Source organism: Paenirhodobacter sp. (genome assembly GCF_047600745.1).
Lineage (GTDB): Bacteria > Pseudomonadota > Alphaproteobacteria > Rhodobacterales > Rhodobacteraceae > Rhodobacter.
Genome location: NZ_JASGKI010000004.1, coordinates 1,037,134 through 1,054,688 on the forward strand (window position 1 = coordinate 1,037,134; position 17,555 = coordinate 1,054,688).

18 protein-coding genes and 1 pseudogene are annotated in these 17,555 nt (G+C 64.6%); 8 read left to right on the forward strand and 11 right to left on the reverse strand.

What is annotated here, in order from left to right:
* The first annotated feature begins 1 nt into the window (after window position 1).
* Window positions 2-493 (forward strand): 30S ribosomal protein S9, encoded by a 492-nt coding sequence (gene rpsI, locus QM789_RS13795; protein WP_420352442.1) that lies wholly within the window; start codon window positions 2-4, stop codon window positions 491-493.
* 46 nt (window positions 494-539) lie between these two features.
* Here the strand turns inward: rpsI and QM789_RS13800 are convergent, their stop codons facing one another.
* The 5 genes from QM789_RS13800 to QM789_RS13820 form a co-directional block, all read right to left on the reverse strand.
* Window positions 540-1,220: a glycosyltransferase family 2 protein gene (locus QM789_RS13800; protein ID WP_420352443.1), complete on the reverse strand. Its 681-nt coding sequence runs from the start codon at window positions 1,218-1,220 to the stop codon at window positions 540-542.
* Entirely contained in the window at window positions 1,217-2,344 is a 1,128-nt protein-coding gene (locus QM789_RS13805) for a ceramide glucosyltransferase (protein WP_420352444.1), read from the reverse strand. The genes QM789_RS13800 and QM789_RS13805 overlap by 4 nt, the downstream gene beginning before the upstream one ends.
* Window positions 2,284-3,078 (reverse strand): UDP-2,3-diacylglucosamine diphosphatase, encoded by a 795-nt coding sequence (locus QM789_RS13810; protein ID WP_420352445.1) that lies wholly within the window; start codon window positions 3,076-3,078, stop codon window positions 2,284-2,286. The genes QM789_RS13805 and QM789_RS13810 overlap by 61 nt, the downstream gene beginning before the upstream one ends.
* Window positions 3,079-3,223: 145 nt before the next feature.
* Entirely contained in the window at window positions 3,224-3,955 is a 732-nt protein-coding gene (gene pssA, locus QM789_RS13815; protein WP_420352446.1) for a CDP-diacylglycerol--serine O-phosphatidyltransferase, read from the reverse strand.
* The gene (locus tag QM789_RS13820; RefSeq protein ID WP_420352447.1) at window positions 3,955-4,653 is read right to left on the reverse strand and encodes a phosphatidylserine decarboxylase; all 699 of its coding nucleotides are present in this window, start codon (window positions 4,651-4,653) and stop codon (window positions 3,955-3,957) included. Before QM789_RS13820 ends, pssA begins: the two co-directional genes overlap by 1 nt.
* 153 nt (window positions 4,654-4,806) lie before the next feature.
* Here QM789_RS13820 and QM789_RS13825 point away from each other — a divergent pair, with 153 nt between their 5' ends.
* Both QM789_RS13825 and bfr read left to right on the forward strand, forming a co-directional pair.
* Window positions 4,807-5,076 (forward strand): (2Fe-2S)-binding protein, encoded by a 270-nt coding sequence (locus QM789_RS13825; RefSeq protein WP_420352448.1) that lies wholly within the window; start codon window positions 4,807-4,809, stop codon window positions 5,074-5,076.
* Entirely contained in the window at window positions 5,051-5,536 is a 486-nt protein-coding gene (gene bfr, locus QM789_RS13830; RefSeq protein ID WP_420352449.1) for a bacterioferritin, read from the forward strand. Before QM789_RS13825 ends, bfr begins: the two co-directional genes overlap by 26 nt.
* Window positions 5,537-5,584: 48 nt before the next feature.
* Here bfr and secA read toward each other — a convergent pair.
* Window positions 5,585-8,258 (reverse strand): annotated as a pseudogene (gene secA / locus QM789_RS13835) (preprotein translocase subunit SecA).
* 183 nt (window positions 8,259-8,441) lie between these two features.
* Here secA and QM789_RS13840 point away from each other — a divergent pair.
* From QM789_RS13840 to QM789_RS13860, 5 genes are all read left to right on the forward strand, one after another.
* The gene (locus tag QM789_RS13840; protein ID WP_420352450.1) at window positions 8,442-9,152 is read left to right on the forward strand and encodes a peptidylprolyl isomerase; all 711 of its coding nucleotides are present in this window, start codon (window positions 8,442-8,444) and stop codon (window positions 9,150-9,152) included.
* A 16-nt stretch (window positions 9,153-9,168) separates the two neighbouring features.
* Entirely contained in the window at window positions 9,169-9,297 is a 129-nt protein-coding gene (locus QM789_RS13845; protein ID WP_420352451.1) for a hypothetical protein, read from the forward strand.
* Between the two features lie 30 nt (window positions 9,298-9,327).
* Window positions 9,328-10,719 (forward strand): bifunctional glutamate N-acetyltransferase/amino-acid acetyltransferase ArgJ, encoded by a 1,392-nt coding sequence (gene argJ / locus QM789_RS13850; RefSeq protein ID WP_420352452.1) that lies wholly within the window; start codon window positions 9,328-9,330, stop codon window positions 10,717-10,719.
* Window positions 10,716-11,159 (forward strand): (deoxy)nucleoside triphosphate pyrophosphohydrolase, encoded by a 444-nt coding sequence (locus QM789_RS13855; RefSeq protein WP_420352453.1) that lies wholly within the window; start codon window positions 10,716-10,718, stop codon window positions 11,157-11,159. Before argJ ends, QM789_RS13855 begins: the two co-directional genes overlap by 4 nt.
* 273 nt (window positions 11,160-11,432) lie before the next feature.
* Entirely contained in the window at window positions 11,433-11,561 is a 129-nt protein-coding gene (locus QM789_RS13860) for a hypothetical protein (protein WP_420352454.1), read from the forward strand.
* 131 nt (window positions 11,562-11,692) lie between these two features.
* Here QM789_RS13860 and infB read toward each other — a convergent pair whose 3' ends face one another.
* The 5 genes from infB to QM789_RS13885 all read right to left on the reverse strand — a co-directional run bounded on the left by infB (window position 11,693) and on the right by QM789_RS13885 (window position 17,541).
* Entirely contained in the window at window positions 11,693-14,209 is a 2,517-nt protein-coding gene (infB, locus tag QM789_RS13865; RefSeq protein ID WP_420352455.1) for a translation initiation factor IF-2, read from the reverse strand.
* Entirely contained in the window at window positions 14,206-14,835 is a 630-nt protein-coding gene (locus tag QM789_RS13870; protein WP_420352456.1) for an RNA-binding protein, read from the reverse strand. The genes infB and QM789_RS13870 overlap by 4 nt, the downstream gene beginning before the upstream one ends.
* On the reverse strand, window positions 14,832-16,430 hold the full coding sequence (gene nusA / locus QM789_RS13875; RefSeq protein ID WP_420352457.1) for a transcription termination factor NusA: 1,599 nt from the start codon (window positions 16,428-16,430) through the stop codon (window positions 14,832-14,834). The genes QM789_RS13870 and nusA overlap by 4 nt, the downstream gene beginning before the upstream one ends.
* 3 nt (window positions 16,431-16,433) lie before the next feature.
* Window positions 16,434-17,024 carry a ribosome maturation factor RimP gene (gene rimP / locus QM789_RS13880; protein WP_420352458.1) on the reverse strand — a complete coding sequence of 197 codons (591 nt, stop codon included), beginning with the start codon at window positions 17,022-17,024 and terminating at the stop codon, window positions 16,434-16,436.
* 97 nt (window positions 17,025-17,121) lie between these two features.
* Entirely contained in the window at window positions 17,122-17,541 is a 420-nt protein-coding gene (locus QM789_RS13885) for a TerC family protein (protein ID WP_420352459.1), read from the reverse strand.
* Window positions 17,542-17,555: the final 14 nt, after the last annotated feature.

Sequence of the window (17,555 nt, forward strand, 5' to 3'; positions counted from 1 at the left end):
CATGGCCGAAGAACTCAAATCCCTCGATGATCTGAAGTCGGCCGTTGCGGGCACCCCCGCCGCCGTCGTCGAGACCGCCGCTCCGCGCGAGCCGGTGCGCGACGCCCAAGGCCGCGCCTATGCGACCGGCAAGCGGAAGGACGCCGTGGCCCGTGTCTGGGTCAAGGCCGGTTCGGGCAAGATCGTGGTCAACGGCAAGGACATGAGCGCCTATTTCGCGCGTCCGGTGCTTCAGCTGATCGTGAACCAGCCGTTCGGCATCGCTGGCGTCGAAGGCCAGTATGATGTCTACGCGACCGTTGCCGGTGGTGGCCTCTCGGGTCAGGCCGGTGCGGTGAAGCACGGCATCTCGAAGGCGCTGCAACTGCACGAGCCCTCGCTGCGCGCTGCACTGAAGGCGGCGGGCTTCCTGACCCGCGACTCGCGCGTCGTCGAACGGAAGAAATACGGCAAGGCGAAGGCCCGCCGGTCGTTCCAGTTCTCGAAGCGCTGATCTTCGCGACTATCTTTCGGAAACGCGGTCCTTCGGGGCCGCGTTTTCATATGGCGCGCAGACGCCGCATCGCCCAGATCTGGCCGACGGCCTGATAAGGCGGGATGGTGCGGAACATGTCGCCCAACATCCGCGCATCGGCCCGGATCCCCTGCCAGCGGCCACGCTTTGCCCCCTTCCACGGGCTCGCGACCTCGGGCCAGCGCACCACGGCGATGCGGGCGCGTTCGGCGATCAGGCGGCGGTTCATGTCCACCTCCAGCCCGAATCGCGGCAGGGCACGCAGCGCCCCGGGCGTGCCAAGGAACCGCTTCGGCACCACCCTTTCGCCCGAAATATAGTCGAGCCCGATCGCCCGCCAGGGCCAGGGCGCATTGCCGCGCAGGCTGATGGAGACATCAGAACGCCCCTCCCTCACCGGGGCGATCAGCGCGTCGAGCGCAGCGGGGCCAAGGCCGATCAGGTCGCTGTCGAGGAGCAGGATATGGTCGTGGCGGGCTTCCTCGATACCGACGGAGACCGCCCAGCTCTTGCCCCGGTTCTGCGGCAGCGCGATCAGCCGGGCGCCCTTGATACCGCGCGTGACCTCCGCCGTGCCGTCCGACGAGCCGTCATCCACCACCACGACCTCGGCAATCGCCGGATGGCCGACGACCGACCGCAGCACCGCCGCGATCCGGGGCGCCTCGTTGAAGGCAGGGATTACGCAGGTGACCGGCAGGCTCATTTCACCGCATCCATCGCCGTGCCGCGCCATTCAAAACCCCTGCGCAGCCATGTGGCGCACCACAACGGTTGCAACAGCAGATCGCGCAGCCCCATCGCCGCCAGATCGCGCCCCCCCGCAGGCCAGCCCGCGATCCGGCACAGCAGCCATTCCGCGCCATACCACAGCAGCAGGAACGGCAGAATCAACCCCGGCGCAGTGAAGGCCAGCGCCAACACCGGCGGCACCGGCCCCACCAGCGCCTCGGCCAGGAACAGCCCCGGAAAGCCCGCGCGCCGCACCCGCGACCAGCGCAACTGCCGGTCCCAGACTGCGCGGAAGTGGCGCGGCCCGATCGGTTGGACAAAGGCCCGCCGCGCCAGCCGCACCCGCAGCCCCTGCGCCCGCACGGCCTTGGTCGAGGCCACATCCTCCGCCAGATCATGGCCGAGCGCCGCCGGACCACCCGCCCGGTCCAGAACCGCGCGGCGCCAGACCAGATTCTTGCCCTGCGCGAATCCGAGGCCCAGCTGATCCGCCGCCAACTGCCAGCGCGCCTGCATCCCGTTCAGGAAGGCACATTCCAGCGCGCCCGCCATCCCCTCGCCCCGGATCCCGGCGGGCGGGCTGCTGACAAGGCCGGTATCGCCCTGAAACCGCGCCATCACCTGCGACAGGTAATCCGGCGGCAGCAGCACGTTCGAGTCAATCATCGCGACGATCTCGCCCCGGCTTTCACGCCAGCCCTTCGCGACATTGTTCAGCTTCGGATTGCCGCTGATCCGGTCTTCGCCGATCAGCAGCCGCGCCCGGCGGGCCGGGAACTCCGCGATCAGCCGCTGCACCAGCGGCACGGCCGCGTCGTCCGCGCGGGCGGCACAGAACAGGATCTCGTAATCCGGCCAGTCGAGGGTAAAGGTCGAGCGCAGCGTCTCGGCGTCGTAACGGTCCAGACCGCAGACCGGACGGATGATGCTGACGAAGGGTCGCGCCCCGACCCGCTCCCGCCCGGGCCAAAGATAGCGCCAGGCCGCCAGCGCGGCGGAGCAAAGATGCACCACCAGAGACAGCGCCGCGAGAGCGATCACGACGAAAACCTGCGCTCCGGGCTCCAGACCTCGGCGCTCCGGGTTTCGCCGGACCATTCCAGCACCTGCAACGTGCCGTCGGAACGCTCGACGATCGCGGTTTGATTGTCCACCCAATCGCCGCAATTCGCATAGACGATGCCATCGCGCAGATGCAGCGCGGCCTTGTGGTAATGGCCGCAGATCACGCCGTCATGCCCACCCGCACGGGCCAGCGCCGCCAGCCGCTCCTCGAACCGGTTCCCGACCAGCATCAGCGCATTCACCCCGAGGATCGCGAGTTCAAACAGACCGCGTTCCGATGTGCGGTGCAGGCGCTGCTTCAGCCACTGATCGGCGGCGCGCAGGATCGCATTGCCGCGACTGCCGATCCGGGTCATCACATGCCAGCGCAGGATCCGCGCGTCGCATTGATCGCCGTGCAGGACCAGATAGGTGGTGCCGTCGGCGGCGGTATGAACCGCCGTTTCGCACAGCTCGAAGGCCGAGAACTGCGGGCTGTCGATCGCGCGCACGGCATTGTCGTGGTTGCCCGGCAGATAGACCACCCGCACGCCGGAGCGCGCCCGGGCCAGCAGATCCTCGACGATCTCGTCATGCACCGCGCTCCAGTGCAGCCGTCCGTTGTGCCAGACGTCGAAAATATCGCCGACGAGATAGATCGTTTCCGCCTCGGTATCGCGCAGGAATTCGCGGAAGCGGGCCGCGCGGCTGCCCCACGCCCCAAGATGCAGATCCGATACGAAGAGACTGCGGTAGATCTTGCGGCGCGGAAGGGCGAACTCTGCCATGACTTATCCTCTCCTGTGCAGCAACGTAATGCGCTTCGGACGAGCAAGGTTTCCTGCCGCATGGCAAAAAATATGTGACAGAGCCGCCCGTGCGGCAAAGGGGAATGCAAAGGTCAGCGGAATTGTGGCTGAAATACGCCCATGTTCAGCGCAGGATACGGCCCCGCGTGCGCCACAGGCCGGGCAGCAGGGTGACCGCATAGGCCAGATCCACCACCACCATGAAGCTCCAGAACCGGCTGAAGATCAGGCCCATGCCGATCACCGTTCCCATCAGCAGCGCGCCGACGCCCCACCGCGGCACCCGCATCGCCTTGGGTGAGGGCGTGGGCAGGCGCGAGATCATCAGCACCCCCACCAGCGCGAGCCAGACCGCCGTCGCCATCGGCCAGTCCCGCGCATCGAGCAGGTCGGAGAGCGTCAGGAACATCGGCAGCAGCGCCAGCATCGCCCCGGCGGGCGCGGGCACGCCGGTGAAATGGGTTTTGCCCGCGCCGTCTTCGCCCCGCATCACGTTGAACCGCGCCAGCCGCAGGCATCCGGCGGCGGCATAGACCAGCACGAAGACCCAGCCGAGCGCATTCCCCTCGCCCATCGCGAAACGATAGACCAGAAGCCCGGGCGCGACGCCGAAGCACAGGAAATCCGACAGGCTGTCGAGCTCCGCGCCGAATTCGGAGGTCGCCCGCAGCCGCCGCGCGATCAGCCCGTCCATCCCGTCGATCAGCGCCGAGAGGATCACCAGAATCACCGCGATCTCGAACCGCCCGACCATGGCGAAGCGGATCGCCGTCAACCCAAGGCACATCCCCGCGATCGTCACCAGATTCGGCAACAGCAGCAGGAACGGCATCTGGTCACGATCCCCCGTCGGCATCAGCGGATGCCCCCCAGCCGCGCGGGTTCGTCAGAGGCCAGATCCGCGATCACCGTCTCCCCCGCGACCATCGTCTGGCCGATGCAGACCAGCGGCTGCACGCCTTCGGGCAGGTAGATGTCGAGCCGCGAGCCGAAGCGGATCAGCCCGAACCGCTCGCCGGTCATCAACTGCTGGCCGGGCTTGACCTCGCACAGGATGCGGCGCGCGACCAGCCCGGCGATCTGCACAACGCCATAGCGGCGCCCGTCGGCGGTCTCGACCGCGAGGCCGTTGCGTTCGTTATCCGACGATGCCTTGTCGAGCGAGGCGTTCAGGAACTTGCCCGGCCGGTAAGCCACCGTCAGGATTCGCCCCGCCAGCGGCAGCCGGTTCACATGGCAATTGAACACCGACATGAAGACCGAAACCCGCGTCATCGGCTGATCCCCCAGCCCGAGTTCGACCGGCGGCACCGCGGGTTCCAGCAGCGACACCACCCCATCGGCGGGCGAAACCATCAGCCCGTCGCGCGTGGGCGTCACCCGCTGCGGATCGCGGAAGAAATAATAGCACCACACCGTCGCCCCGACCCCGATCCAGCCCAGGGGTTCCCAGATCACGAACAGCACCAGCGTGATGCCCGCAAAGATCGCGACGAACTTGCGCCCCTCGCGGTGCATCGGCTTGATGAATGTGGACAGCATCGAAACGGACATGGGCGCCTCTGCTCGGTTGTTTTGTCAGACCCTAGCGCAAACCGGCGGGCATGAAAACGGTTGCCCGCACGCGATCGTGTTCCTTATGAATTTTGTCGGATTGACTTTTCCGAGATTTTTGGTCATCTAAACAGACCAGCCTGAGGGTCCGCGATGATCGTCTGCCATTGCCAACGTATCTCCGATACCGACATCCATGCGGCAATCGACTGGATGCGGGCCTCGGATCCGATGGCGATCATCACGCCCGGCAAGATCTATCACGCCCTTGGCAAAAGGGCGGATTGTGGCGGCTGCATGCCGCTTTTCCTTTCCACCATGCGCTCAAATGATAATCTGGAGGTGCCTGTGGAACTGCGCGGCCTCCGGGCACGCGCCATTGGAAAGGAAAAAGGGCATGAAAGGCGACGCAAAGGTTATTGAATACCTCAACGCAGCGCTTCGTTCCGAACTGACCGCCGTCTCGCAATACTGGCTTCACTTCCGCATGCAGGAAGACTGGGGCCTGCAAAAGATGGCGAAAAAGTCCCGCGAGGAATCAATCGAGGAGATGGGCCACGCCGACAAGCTGATCGCGCGGATCCTGTTCCTCGAAGGCCATCCGAATCTGCAAAAGCTCGACCCGCTGCGAATTGGCGAAGGCCCGCGCGAGACGCTGGAATGTGACCTGGCGGCGGAACAGGATGCCCGCGCCCTCTACACCGAGGCCCGCGAATATTGCGCGACAGTGAGCGATCACGTCTCGAAGCAGTTGTTCGACGAATTGCTGGCGGATGAGGAAGGACATATCGACTTCCTCGAAACCCAGCTTGCCCTTTACGACCGGCTGGGCGCCTCGGGCTATGCCCTGCTGAACGCCGCGCCGATGAACGACGCCGAATAACGCACGCGGACCCCGGCGGCATCTCTGCCGCCGGGGTTTTTCATTGCGTCACAGCTTGCCGTGGCAATGCTTGAACTTCTCGCCCGAGCCACAGGGGCACGGATCGTTCCGGCCCGGATTGCCCCAGGTCGAGGGATCCGCCTCGTCAAAGCCCGGCAGCGCCGCCGAAGCGGGTTCTTCCGTCTCGATACCCATCTGCGCCATCTGCTGGGCAAACAGGGCCTGACGCTCCTCTTCGGTCATCGGCCGGATCTGCGACAGCCGCTTGGTCACGTCGAAGCGCAGCCCGTCCAGCATGGCCTGGAACAACTGGAACGCCTCGGTTCTTGTATTCCGACAGCGGATCGCGCTGCGCATAGCCGCGGAAGCCCACGACCGAACGCAGATGCTCCAGCGTCACCAGATGCTCGCGCCAGCGGGTGTCGATGGCCTGCAACAGGATCTGCTTCTCGATCGCGTGCATGGTCTCCTGCCCGAAGCCCTCGGCCTTCTGGGCCATATAGGCGTCGGTCTCGGCCTCGATCCGCTCGATCATCACATGCTGGTCGACGCCCTCTTCCTTTGCCCAGGCGGCGATCGGCAGATCCATGTTGAGGTTCTCGCTCACCGCCTGATGCATGCCCTCGATGTCCCACTGATCGGCATAGCTCCGCTGCGGCATGTGGCGGTCGACCAGATCGGCGATCACCTGCACGCGCATGTCGCGCGCGATCTCGGAAATATCCTCGGCCTCCATGATCTCCCGGCGCTGGCTGAAGATCGCCTTGCGCTGGTCGTTCATCACATCGTCGAATTTCAGCAACTGCTTGCGGATGTCGAAGTTGCGCCCCTCGACCTTGCCCTGCGCGCGTTCGAGCGACTTGTTCACCCAGGGGTGGATGATCGCCTCGCCTTCCTTCATGCCCAGCTTGGACAGCACCGCGTCCAGCTTTTCCGAACCGAAAATCCGCATCAGGTCGTCTTCCAGCGACAGGAAGAACAACGACCGGCCCGGGTCGCCCTGACGGCCGGAACGGCCGCGCAACTGGTTGTCGATCCGGCGGCTTTCGTGCCGCTCGGTGCCCAGGACGAACAGCCCGCCCGCCGCCTTGACCTTTTCCTTCTCGGTGGCATGCTCGGCCTCGATCCGGGCGCGGATCTCGTCGGGGTTCGCCTCCGGATGGGCGGCGAGTTCGTCAAGCACCTGCATCTCGACATTGCCACCAAGCTGGATGTCGGTGCCGCGCCCGGCCATGTTGGTGGCGATGGTCACCGCACCGGGCCGCCCGGCATCGGCGACGATCTTCGCCTCCTGCGCGTGCTGGCGCGCGTTCAGCACGCTATGCGGCACGCCTTCCTTGTCCAGCATCGCCGACAGCATTTCGGATTTCTCGATCGACGTCGTGCCGACCAGCATCGGCTGGCCGTTCTTGTGGGCCTCCTTGATCGCCTCGACCACGGCTTCGTATTTCTCGCGCGCGGTGCGATATACGCGGTCGTGCTCGTCCTTCCGCGCGATGGGGCGGTTGGTGGGCACCTCGACGACGCCCAGCTTGTAGATCTCGGCGAATTCCTCCGCTTCGGTCATGCCGGTGCCGGTCATGCCCGACAGCTTCTCATACAGCCGGAAATAGTTCTGGAAGGTCACCGAGGCCAGCGTCACGTTCTCGGGCTGGATCTGCACGCCTTCCTTCGCCTCGATCGCCTGATGCAGGCCGTCGGAAAGCCGCCGCCCCTTCATCATCCGGCCGGTGAATTCGTCGATCAGCACGATCTCGCCATTCGCCACCACATAGTTCTGATCCTTGTGGAACAGCTTGTGCGCGCGCAGGCCCTGGTTGATGTGATGCACCAGCGTCGTGGATTCCGGATCATAGAGCGTCTGGTCCGCCGGCAGCAGACCAACCTCGTGCAGCCGGTTCTCCATGAATTCGTTGCCCTCTTCGGTGAAGGTGGCATTCCGGGTCTTTTCGTCGATCGTGTAATGCTCGGGCTTCAGCTCGGGGATATATTTGTCGACGAGTTTATACAGTTCGGAGCGGTCCTGCGACGGGCCGGAGATGATCAGCGGCGTGCGCGCCTCGTCGATCAGAATACTGTCCACCTCGTCGACGATGGCAAAGAAATGCCCGCGCTGCATCATCTCCTCGACAGAACCCTTCATGTTGTCGCGAAGGTAGTCGAAGCCCAGCTCGTTGTTGGTCGCATAGGTGATGTCGGCGCGGTAGGCTTCGCGCTTTTCCTCGTCGGGCTGATAGGGCACGACGACGCCGGTGGTCAGCCCGAGCGCGCCATAGACCTTGCTCATCCATTCACCGTCGCGCCGCGCCAGGTAGTCGTTCACCGTGACGACATGCACGCCCTTGCCCGCCAGCGCATTCAGATAGGCCGGGAAGGTCGCCATCAGGGTCTTGCCCTCGCCCGTCTTCATTTCGGCGATATTGCCCTGATGCAGGAAGATCCCGCCCATCAACTGCACGTCGAAGGCCCGCAGGCCAAGCGCGCGACGCGCCCCTTCGCGGCAATTGGCGAAGGCTTCGGGCAGGATGCTGTCCAGACTCTCGCCCTTCACCTGCACCCGTTCCTGCAATTCGCGGGTCTTCGCCTTGATCCCGGCATCGTCGAGCTTCTGGAACTCCGGTTCAAGCGCATTGATCTTTGCGACCAGCGGGCGGATGGATTTCACCTTGCGGTCGTTCGGCGTGCCGAAGACCTTTTTCGCGATAGTTCCGAGGCCGAGCATTTTTTCCCCGCGGGTTCATTGACCAAATCGTGTGAAATGCGGCCTTGCCGCCCCGGAAGCGCCCGCCTAGAACGGCTAGCGAAATAAGGGACAGCGGGCCTTCACAGGACCTATGGCGATGTAAGGGGCCCCTGTCTGAGTGTCAACGCTGCGGGCATGCCGCGGCCCATCACGGAGGCGTTCATGCCTAATCTGTCTAAACTTCTGGGATCAGTGGCCGTTGTCGCCTGCCTCGCCGGTGCGGCCTTCGCGCAGGATGCGAAAAAACCGACCGCCGACACGGTTGTTGCCACCGTGAACGGGACGGATATCACGCTGGGCCAGATGCTGGCCGTGCGCCAGAACCTGCCGCCCGAATATCTGCAACTGCCCGATGATGTGCTGTTTACCGGCATCCTCGACCAATTGGTTCAGCAGACCGCGCTGGCCGAGATTGGCGAGGGCATGAAGACGAAAAAGGACGATATCGCGCTTGAGGTGGAACGGCGCGCCTATCTGGCGGGGGTCGTGCTCGACAAGACCGCGAATGACGCTGCGGATGAAAAGCTGATCCAGCAGGCCTATGACGAGAAATATGCCAAGACCAAGCCGGGCCTTGAATATCACGCCGCCCATATCATCGTGCCGACCGAGGACGAGGCCAAGGCAGTGAAGGCCGAAATCGACGGCGGCAAGGATTTCGCCGAAGAGGCGAAGGCCAAGTCGCAGGACGGCGCGGCCTCGAACGGCGGCGATCTCGGCTGGTTCACGCTGGAAAAGATGGTGCCGGAGTTTTCCGAAGTCATCGTCGACATGAAGCCCGGTCAGGTCGTCGGGCCGGTGCAGACGCAATACGGCTGGCACATCGTGAAGCTGTTCGAGAAGCCGCCCCGCCACCGCGCCGAAGCTCGATGAGGTCAAGGACCAGATCGTGGGCGAGTTGAAGCAGAAGGCCGTGCAGGACCGCGTGACCGAAACGGTCAAGGCCGCCAAGGTCGAGAAGATGACGGACGGGATCGACCCGGCCGTTCTCAAGGACAACACGATCCTCGGCCAGTAAGGCCGGGGCGATTTCGCGGGGGAGAGAGAGATGGCGAAGAAGCGCGAGCTGAAGGACAAGATCGACCGGCTCAAGGCGAAAGTCCGGGAGTTGAAGGCCCAGGCAGAGGATGTCGCGGAAGACGTCTTCGACGAGGTTGCCGAAAAGGCGACCGAGGTTCTGGTCAAGGTCAACAAGAAGCTCAACCCGGTTTCGCCGCTCGCCCCCGCAGCCTTCCCCGCCCTGCCGGTGATCGAGGGCGTCGAATTCTCGGCCATCGCGGCCGGGGTGCGCTACGAGGGCCGGACGGATGTGATGCTGGCGCGGATCGCGCCGGGATCGGCGCTGGCAGGGGTGTTCACCACGTCTTCGACCCGCGCGGCCTGCGTTCTCGACTGTCAGGCGAAGCTGAAGGCGGCCGTCGCGCCGGAGGCCGGTGCGGCGATTATCGTCAATTCCGGCAATGCCAATGCCTTCACCGGCGCGCGCGGGCAGGAATCGGTCGATGCGGTCACCGGCGCGGTGGCCGAGGCGCTTGGCGTCCCGGTATCGCGGGTGTTCTCCTCCTCGACCGGGGTGATCGGCGAACCGATGCCGCATGAGAAGATCGTCGCCGCGATCGGCGCGCTGAAGGACGGCCTGAGCCCCGCAGGCATGGAGGCCGCCGCCCGCGCGATCATGACCACCGACACTTTCCCGAAGGGCGCCACCGCCGAAATCGCGGGTGACGGTGGGCCAATCCGGATCGCGGGCATCGCCAAGGGCTCGGGGATGATCGCGCCGAACATGGCGACGATGCTGGTCTATCTCTTTACCGATGCGAAGATCTCGGCGGCCAACCTGCAAAAGATGCTGTCGCGCAATGTGGGCGACACGTTCAACGCGATCACCGTGGACAGCGACACCTCGACTTCGGACGCGCTGATCCTGGCCGCAACGGGCCGCAGCCCGGCGGCGGAAATCAGCGATCTGCGCTCGAAAACCGCGCGGGCTTTCGAGGCGGCGCTGAAGGACGTGATGCTCGATCTGGCGAAACAGGTGGTGAAGGACGGCGAAGGCGCGTCGAAGTTCATCGAGGTCCGGGTGACCGGGGCCGAAAGCGACGCGGATGCCGGGAAGGTCGCTTTTGCCATCGCCAATTCGCCGCTGGTGAAAACCGCCTGTGCCGGTGAGGATGCGAACTGGGGCCGCGTGGTGATGGCCGTCGGCAAGTCCGGCGCCCGGGCCGAGCGCGACCGGCTGCGGATCAGCTTCGGCGATCTGGTGCTTGCCGAAAACGGCTGGCGCGCGCCGGAATATAGCGAGGAAGCCACGTCGGCCTATATGAAGAACGACGAGTTGGTGATCTCGGTGGACCTGGGCCTGGGGGATGCGGCAAAGACGGTCTGGACCTGCGACCTGACGCATCGCTACATCGACATCAACGCGGATTACCGCTCGTGAGCGGCGGGTGCGGGCCGGAAGGCGCCCCCGCCCCCACGCCCAAACGGATCGTGCTGGTCTCCGCCGTGGCGCTGATCGACACCGATGGCCGGGTGCTGCTCGCACAGCGCCCGGAGGGCAAGTCGCTGGCGGGCCTGTGGGAATTCCCCGGCGGCAAGGTCGAACCCGGCGAAACGCCCGAACTGGCGCTGATCCGCGAGTTGAAGGAGGAGCTGGGGATCGACACCTGGCATAGCTGCCTCGCGCCGCTGGCCTTCGCCTCGCACAGCTATGACGACTTCCACCTGCTGATGCCGCTCTTCGCCTGCCGCCGGTGGGAGGGAATCACTTCCCCGCGCGAGGGCCAGAAACTGGCCTGGATTCGCCCCTCCGCACTGCGCGACTACCCGATGCCGCCCGCAGATGAGCCGCTGATCCCCATCCTTCAACAATGGCTGTGACCTGAAGGTCACCGCCTGCAAACGGGCATGCTGCGCCTGCATCATGATCATTCGATCATTGCAGCAGCATGCTCTGCAAGATCAGGTAATATAATACCACATCTCCGCATGTATTGCGCTTATCCACCGCGCACAAGGATATTCCCCTCCGAGCAACAATAGTTTACGCCGCGCCGCAGAAACAAACATTTATTTCGCCAACATGGCTTTTCTGTTGGCAATCCGTGAATTTCATGCGACGTTTCTTATTACAAGGACTGGAGGAGACACCCCATGCTTCGCACCATCACCGTCGGAACCTGCGTATCCGTGCAAGGTACGTTTGAAACTCAACTCGACAATGGGCGCATTGTCGTGCGTGTGGATGATCGCCTTTATGTCGGTCGTCCGGTTACGAAATGAGCCCCTCGAGGCTCTGTAACCAGTAGTTTTCACCCCCCGCACCCACACAACCCATACCATGAAAACAAAGGGGACCCACCGGGTCCCCTTTTTCATTTCCAGTAGGTGATCGGGGCCCGAAGGCCCCGTGGTCACAGGCTGCGTTCGACTTCCTCGCGCTCGAAGATTTCGATGACATCGCCCGGGCGTACATCATCGTAATTCTCGAAGGCCATGCCGCATTCCTGGCCGGAGATCACTTCCTTAACCTCGTCCTTGAAGCGCTTCAGCGTCTTCAGCGTGCCTTCGTGGATCACCACGTTGTCGCGCAGCAGACGCACACCCGCCGAACGGCGCGCCACGCCTTCGGTGACGAGGCAACCGGCGACCTTGCCGACGCCCGAGACCTTGAAGACTTCCTTGATTTCGGCATAGCCGATGAAGTTTTCGCGGACCTCGTTCTTCAGCAGGCCCGAGGCGGCCGCCTTGATGTCATCCACCAGGTCGTAGATGATCGAGTAATAGCGGATCTCGACGCCCTTCTGGTTCGCTGCGGCCCGTGCCGGCGCATTCGCCCGCACGTTGAAGCCGATGACCGGCGCGCCCGAAGCCTCGGCCAGACCGATATCGCTTTCCGTGATCGCGCCGACGCCCGAATGGATGACCCGCACGCGGACCTCATCGTTGCCGATCTTCTCCAGCGCCTGGACGATCGCCTCGGCCGAACCCTGAACATCCGCCTTCACGACGACCGACAACTCGGCGACGTTCTGATCCGCCTTGGCCTTCGCCATGAGCTGTTCCAGCGTGGTCGCGGCACCGGCAGCGGCGCGCTTGTCCTTCGCCGCCGAAATCCGGTAATCGGCGATTTCGCGGGCCTGTGCCTCGGTCTCGACGACGTTCAGCACATCGCCCGCCTCGGGCGTGCCGTTGATGCCCAGCACCTCGACCGGAACCGAAGGGCCGGCTTCCTCAACCCGGTCGCCCTTGTCGTTGATCAGCGCGCGGACCTTGCCCCACTGTTCGCCGACAACGAAGATGTCGCCGCGCTTCAGCGTGCCGTTCTGCACCAGAACCGTCGCCACCGGGCCACGGCCCACGTCAAGCTTCGCCTCGATCACCGCACCCTGCGCCGCCCGGTTCGGGTTGGCGCGCAGTTCCAGGATTTCGGCTTGCAGCGCGATCGCTTCCAGCAGCTTGTCGAGCCCCAGCCCGGTCTTGGCGGAAACCTCGACGGTCTGGACCTCGCCGCCCATCTCCTCGACCACGACCTCATGTTGCAGCAGATCCGTGCGGACCTTCTGCGGATTGGCCGAGGGCTTGTCGATCTTGTTGATCGCCACGATCATCGGCACCTTGGCGGCCTTGGCGTGATTGATCGCCTCGACCGTCTGCGGCATCACGGCGTCATCCGCCGCCACCACCAGCACGACGATATCCGTCACCTGCGCGCCACGGGCCCGCATCGAGGTGAACGCCGCGTGGCCGGGCGTGTCGAGGAAGGTCAGCACCGCCCCCGATTCGGTCTTCACCTGATAGGCGCCGATATGCTGCGTGATGCCACCGGCTTCGCCCGACACCACATTCGCATTGCGGATCGCGTCCAGCAGCGAGGTCTTGCCGTGGTCGACGTGGCCCATGATCGTGATGATCGGCGGGCGCGATTGCAGATCCTCGTCCTTGTCCGCAACCTGGTCGATGACCTGTTCCACATCGGCATCCGACACGCGCACGGCGTTGTGGCCGAATTCGTCGATCACCAGTTCTGCGGTATCGGCGTCGATGGTCTGGTTCGCGGTGACCATCATGCCCATCTTCATCAGCGCCTTGACGACATCGGCAGCGCGTTCGGCCATCCGGTTCGCCAGTTCCGACACGACGATGGTTTCCGGCAGCTGCACGTCACGCGCCTGCTTCTCGGCCTTCTGGCCGTAACCCATCGCCTTCTGACGCGCCTTTTCCTGCTTGCGCTTCATCGCGGCCAGCGAGCGCTGACGCCCGCCCTCGCCTTCGATGTCGCTCAGGCTCAGCTTGCCCGAACGGCGGCCTTCGTCGCCCTTGCCCTTGGCATTGCGGTCGCGGTCGCCGCCACGATCATCGCGGTCACGATCAGTCTTGCGCGGAGCAAGCGTCGAAACACCCTTGGTCGCCGCGCGCGCCGCCGCAGCCTCCGCCGCAGCCGGATCCGCCGGCGCAGCCTTGGCCGCGGGTTTCGCGCGGACTTCTTCTTTCTTCTGGGCGCGCAACTCGGCCTCACGGGCCTTGCGTGCCTCTTCCTCGGCCTTCAGCCGCAGCGCTTCTTCGCGCTCGCGCTCTTCGCGCTCCTTGGCCTCGATCTCGGCCCGGCGGCGCTCGCGCTCTTCCTCGCGCGCCTTTTCATCGGCGGCGCGTTGCGCGATTTCCTCGGCCTCGCGGGCCTTGGCAGCGCGCAGGGCGGCCAGACGGCGCTCCATCTCGGCATCCGAGATCCCCGCCGGACGGCGCGACGGATCCCCAAGCGCGGGGTTCCCCGGCTTGCCGCCCGCGGCACCCGGCTTCGGCACCACAACCTTCTTGCGTTTCGTCTCGACCACGACGTTCTTCGTGCGCCCGTGGCTGAAGCTCTGCTTCACCGAACCGGGGCGCGCACCGCCGAGGCCAAGAGGTTTTTTGCCGTCCGTATCGTTCATGCCGTCTTCGTATCCTTCATGGCGGTCGCGCCGCCGTCCCGCTTGCGCATCCCCGCAAGCCTTGCCGCTTCCGTTATCACGCGATTGGTGAGTCCCCCCGCCGCAAGCGCGCCGTGTATCGCATGATCGCGACCGAAAGCCAAACCCAATTCCGACGAAGTCAGACAGCCGAACCAGCGCCCGCCGGGAGGGGTCCACAATTTCCCCTTCCCCCGGTCGGAGCCGTCCGACGCCTGCAACAGGACTCTGGCCTTGCCATCCGCCAGCCAGCCCTTGACCTTTTCAAAGCCGACCACAGCGTAGCCAGCCTTTCGTGCCAAGGAGATAAGCTCAACGACGCGATGCGCAAGCCCTTCCTCGACCATATCGGCAAGATTTCCGGGCACCTGCGCCGGAGCCTTGGCCCCGCGCGCGAAAAGCCCCTTCTTCACCGCCTTCTCGATCACGTCGCGATCCGACGTCACCCAGATCCCCCGGCCCGGCAGCTTCTCCGCCAGGTCGGGATAGATCATCCCGTCGGGGCCGAGCACGAATCGCACGAGCCCGGCCTTCGGCCCCACATCGCCCGTGACGATGCAGCGCCGTTCCGGCTCGTCGTTCATCTTGTCCCGGCCCCCGCGAGTCATTCTTCCGCGACCTCTTCCTCTTCCGCCGCTTCCAGCTCGGACGGATCGACCCAGCCAAGCTGAACGCGCGCGGTCATGATCAGGCCCTGCGCATCCTCAAGGCTCAGGCCGAACTTCTCAAGGATGCCCTCGTCCTTCACCCGCTGCCCGTTCACCGTGGTCCAGCCACCGGCCAGTTCCCAGTCCGCGCAGGTCGCGAAGTCTTCGAGCGTCTTGATGCCGTCCTTCGCCAGCGCCTCGACCATCTGCGGGGTCAGGCCATCGAAATCGAACAGCGACTGCTCGACGCCCAGTTCCTTGGCCGCCTCGATCGCCTTGGCGTTCTGCGCCTCGATGTAATCGCGGGCGCGCGCCTGCAATTCCTCGGCGGTCGATTCGTCGACCCCCTCGATCGCGGTCAACTCGTCAATATCGACATAGGCCACTTCTTCCAGGTTGGTGAACCCTTCGGAAACCAGCAGTTGCGCGAAGAATTCGTCCAGGTCCAGCGCATCGACGAACAGCTTCGTGCGCTCGGCGAATTCCGCCTGCCGTCGCTGCGATTCTTCGGCCTCGGTCAGGATGTCGATGTCGAGACCCGTCAGTTGCGATGCCAGCCGCACGTTCTGCCCGCGCCGGCCGATGGCGAGCGACAGTTGCTCGTCCGGCACCACGACCTCGATCTTGCCCGCATCCTCGTCCACGACAACCTTCGACACTTCCGCCGGTTGCAGCGCGTTGACGAGGAAGGTCGCCTGATCCTCGTTCCACGGGATGATGTCGATCTTCTCGCCCTGAAGCTCACCCACCACGGCCTGCACGCGCGAGCCGCGCATACCGACGCAGGCGCCCACCGGGTCGATCGAATTGTCATGCGAAATCACCGCGATCTTCGCGCGCGACCCCGGGTCGCGGGCCACCGCCTTGATCTCGATGATGCCGTCATAGATTTCCGGCACTTCCATCTTGAACAGTTCCGCCATGAACTGGGGATCGGTGCGGCTGAGGAAGATCTGCGGGCCGCGGGCTTCGCGGCGCACGTCCTTCACATAGGCGCGGATCCGGTCGTTCGGGCGATAGCTCTCGCGGCCGATCTTCTCGTTGCGGCGCAGGATGGCTTCGCCACGGCCCACATCGACGATGATATTGCCGTATTCCTCGCGCTTGACCACGCCGTTGATGATCGTGCCCTTGCGGTCCTTGAACTCGTCATACTGCCGGTCGCGCTCGGCCTCGCGGACCCTTTGCAAGATCACCTGCTTGGCCGATTGCGCGGCGATCCGGCCCAGGTCGACCGGCGGAACCTCGTCGATGATCTCGTCGCCGACCTGCGGATTCGACTTGTATTGCTTCGCCTGCGCGACGGTCAGCTCCGCCTGGTAGTTCTCCAGCGCCTCATCCTCGACCACCGTCCGCACCCGGGTGAAGGTCGCCCGGCCGGTCTTGCGGTCGATATGGACGCGGATGTCCATCTCCGAACCATAGCGCGACTTCGCCGCCCGAGCGAGGCTGTCTTCCATCGCCTGGATCACCAGATCCGGGTCGATCATCTTCTCGCGCGCAACGGCTTCGGCGGTCTGCAAAAGCTCAAGCTGGTTCGCAGAGGTGATGGCCATGACTCAGTGCTCCTCGTCGGGGGAATTCGTTTCTTCTTCGATCGCGTCGAAAGCGGCCTCGTCGACCGTTTCGGAAACCTTCTTCTGCCGCAGCATTTCGGCGATCAGCTCGTCCGTCAGGATCAGCTTGGCATCGGAGAGCCAATCGAACTGCAACCCGATCGTCACCGTTTCCTTGCCCTGCTCGATCTCGATCAGCACCTCGTCGCCCTCGGTGCCGCGCAGGAACCCCTTGAACCGGCGCTGGCCGTCGATCAGTTCGGTCGTTTCCAGCCGGGCCTCGTAATCCGCCCAGAGGTCGAAATCCTTCAGCCGGGTCAGCGGCCGGTCGATGCCGGGGGAAGACACTTCGAGCGTGTATTTCTCCTCGATCGGATCCTCGACGTCGAGCGCGGCGGAAACGGCGGTGGAGATCGTCGCGCAATCCTCCACGTCGATGCCGCCTTCGGGCTTGTCCGCCATGATCTGCAACAGCGGGTGCCGACCGCCCTGCATCCGCAGCCGGATCAGTTCATAGCCCAGCCCCTCGATCACGGGGGTGACGATCTCGGCCAACCGGCGATCGAGCGCTGTCTTGGCGATAAGGTCGGTCATGTTCCGATCCCCTGAATAACAAAAAACGGGCCGTAGCGGCCCGTTGATATTTCCCGGTGGGCACCGGGTATGGACCCCGGCGCGCCGCTGTTGATGCTCATATAAGGCAAATGCCCCGAGTTTGCAAGCCTCTCGGGCCCGCGTCTTCAGAAGCGAACCGGCGATCCCCGCCATCGGGATCTCCACGGTGATGCCCTGCGACCAGACCGGCGGGAGTTTCCCCCATCCCATCAGGCCCGCGATGAACATTTTCGCGCCGGTGAACGCCAGAAGCAGCGTGTATTTCAGCCAGGCAAAGCAGCGACAGCGCGAAATACAGCGCCCGCAGCTCCAGAACGGCAAAGATCGACGCAGGGACCACGAAGGGATCGGTGGTGAGGGTGAATGCCGCAGGCACCGAATTGACCGCGAAGATGACATCGGCGCATTCGATCACCACCAGCGCGCACAGCAGCGGCACCACCCTGCCCGCCCGGTTCGGCAGCTTCAGCGTGACGGCCCGGTCGGTGACCGGCACGACCCGCCGCAACA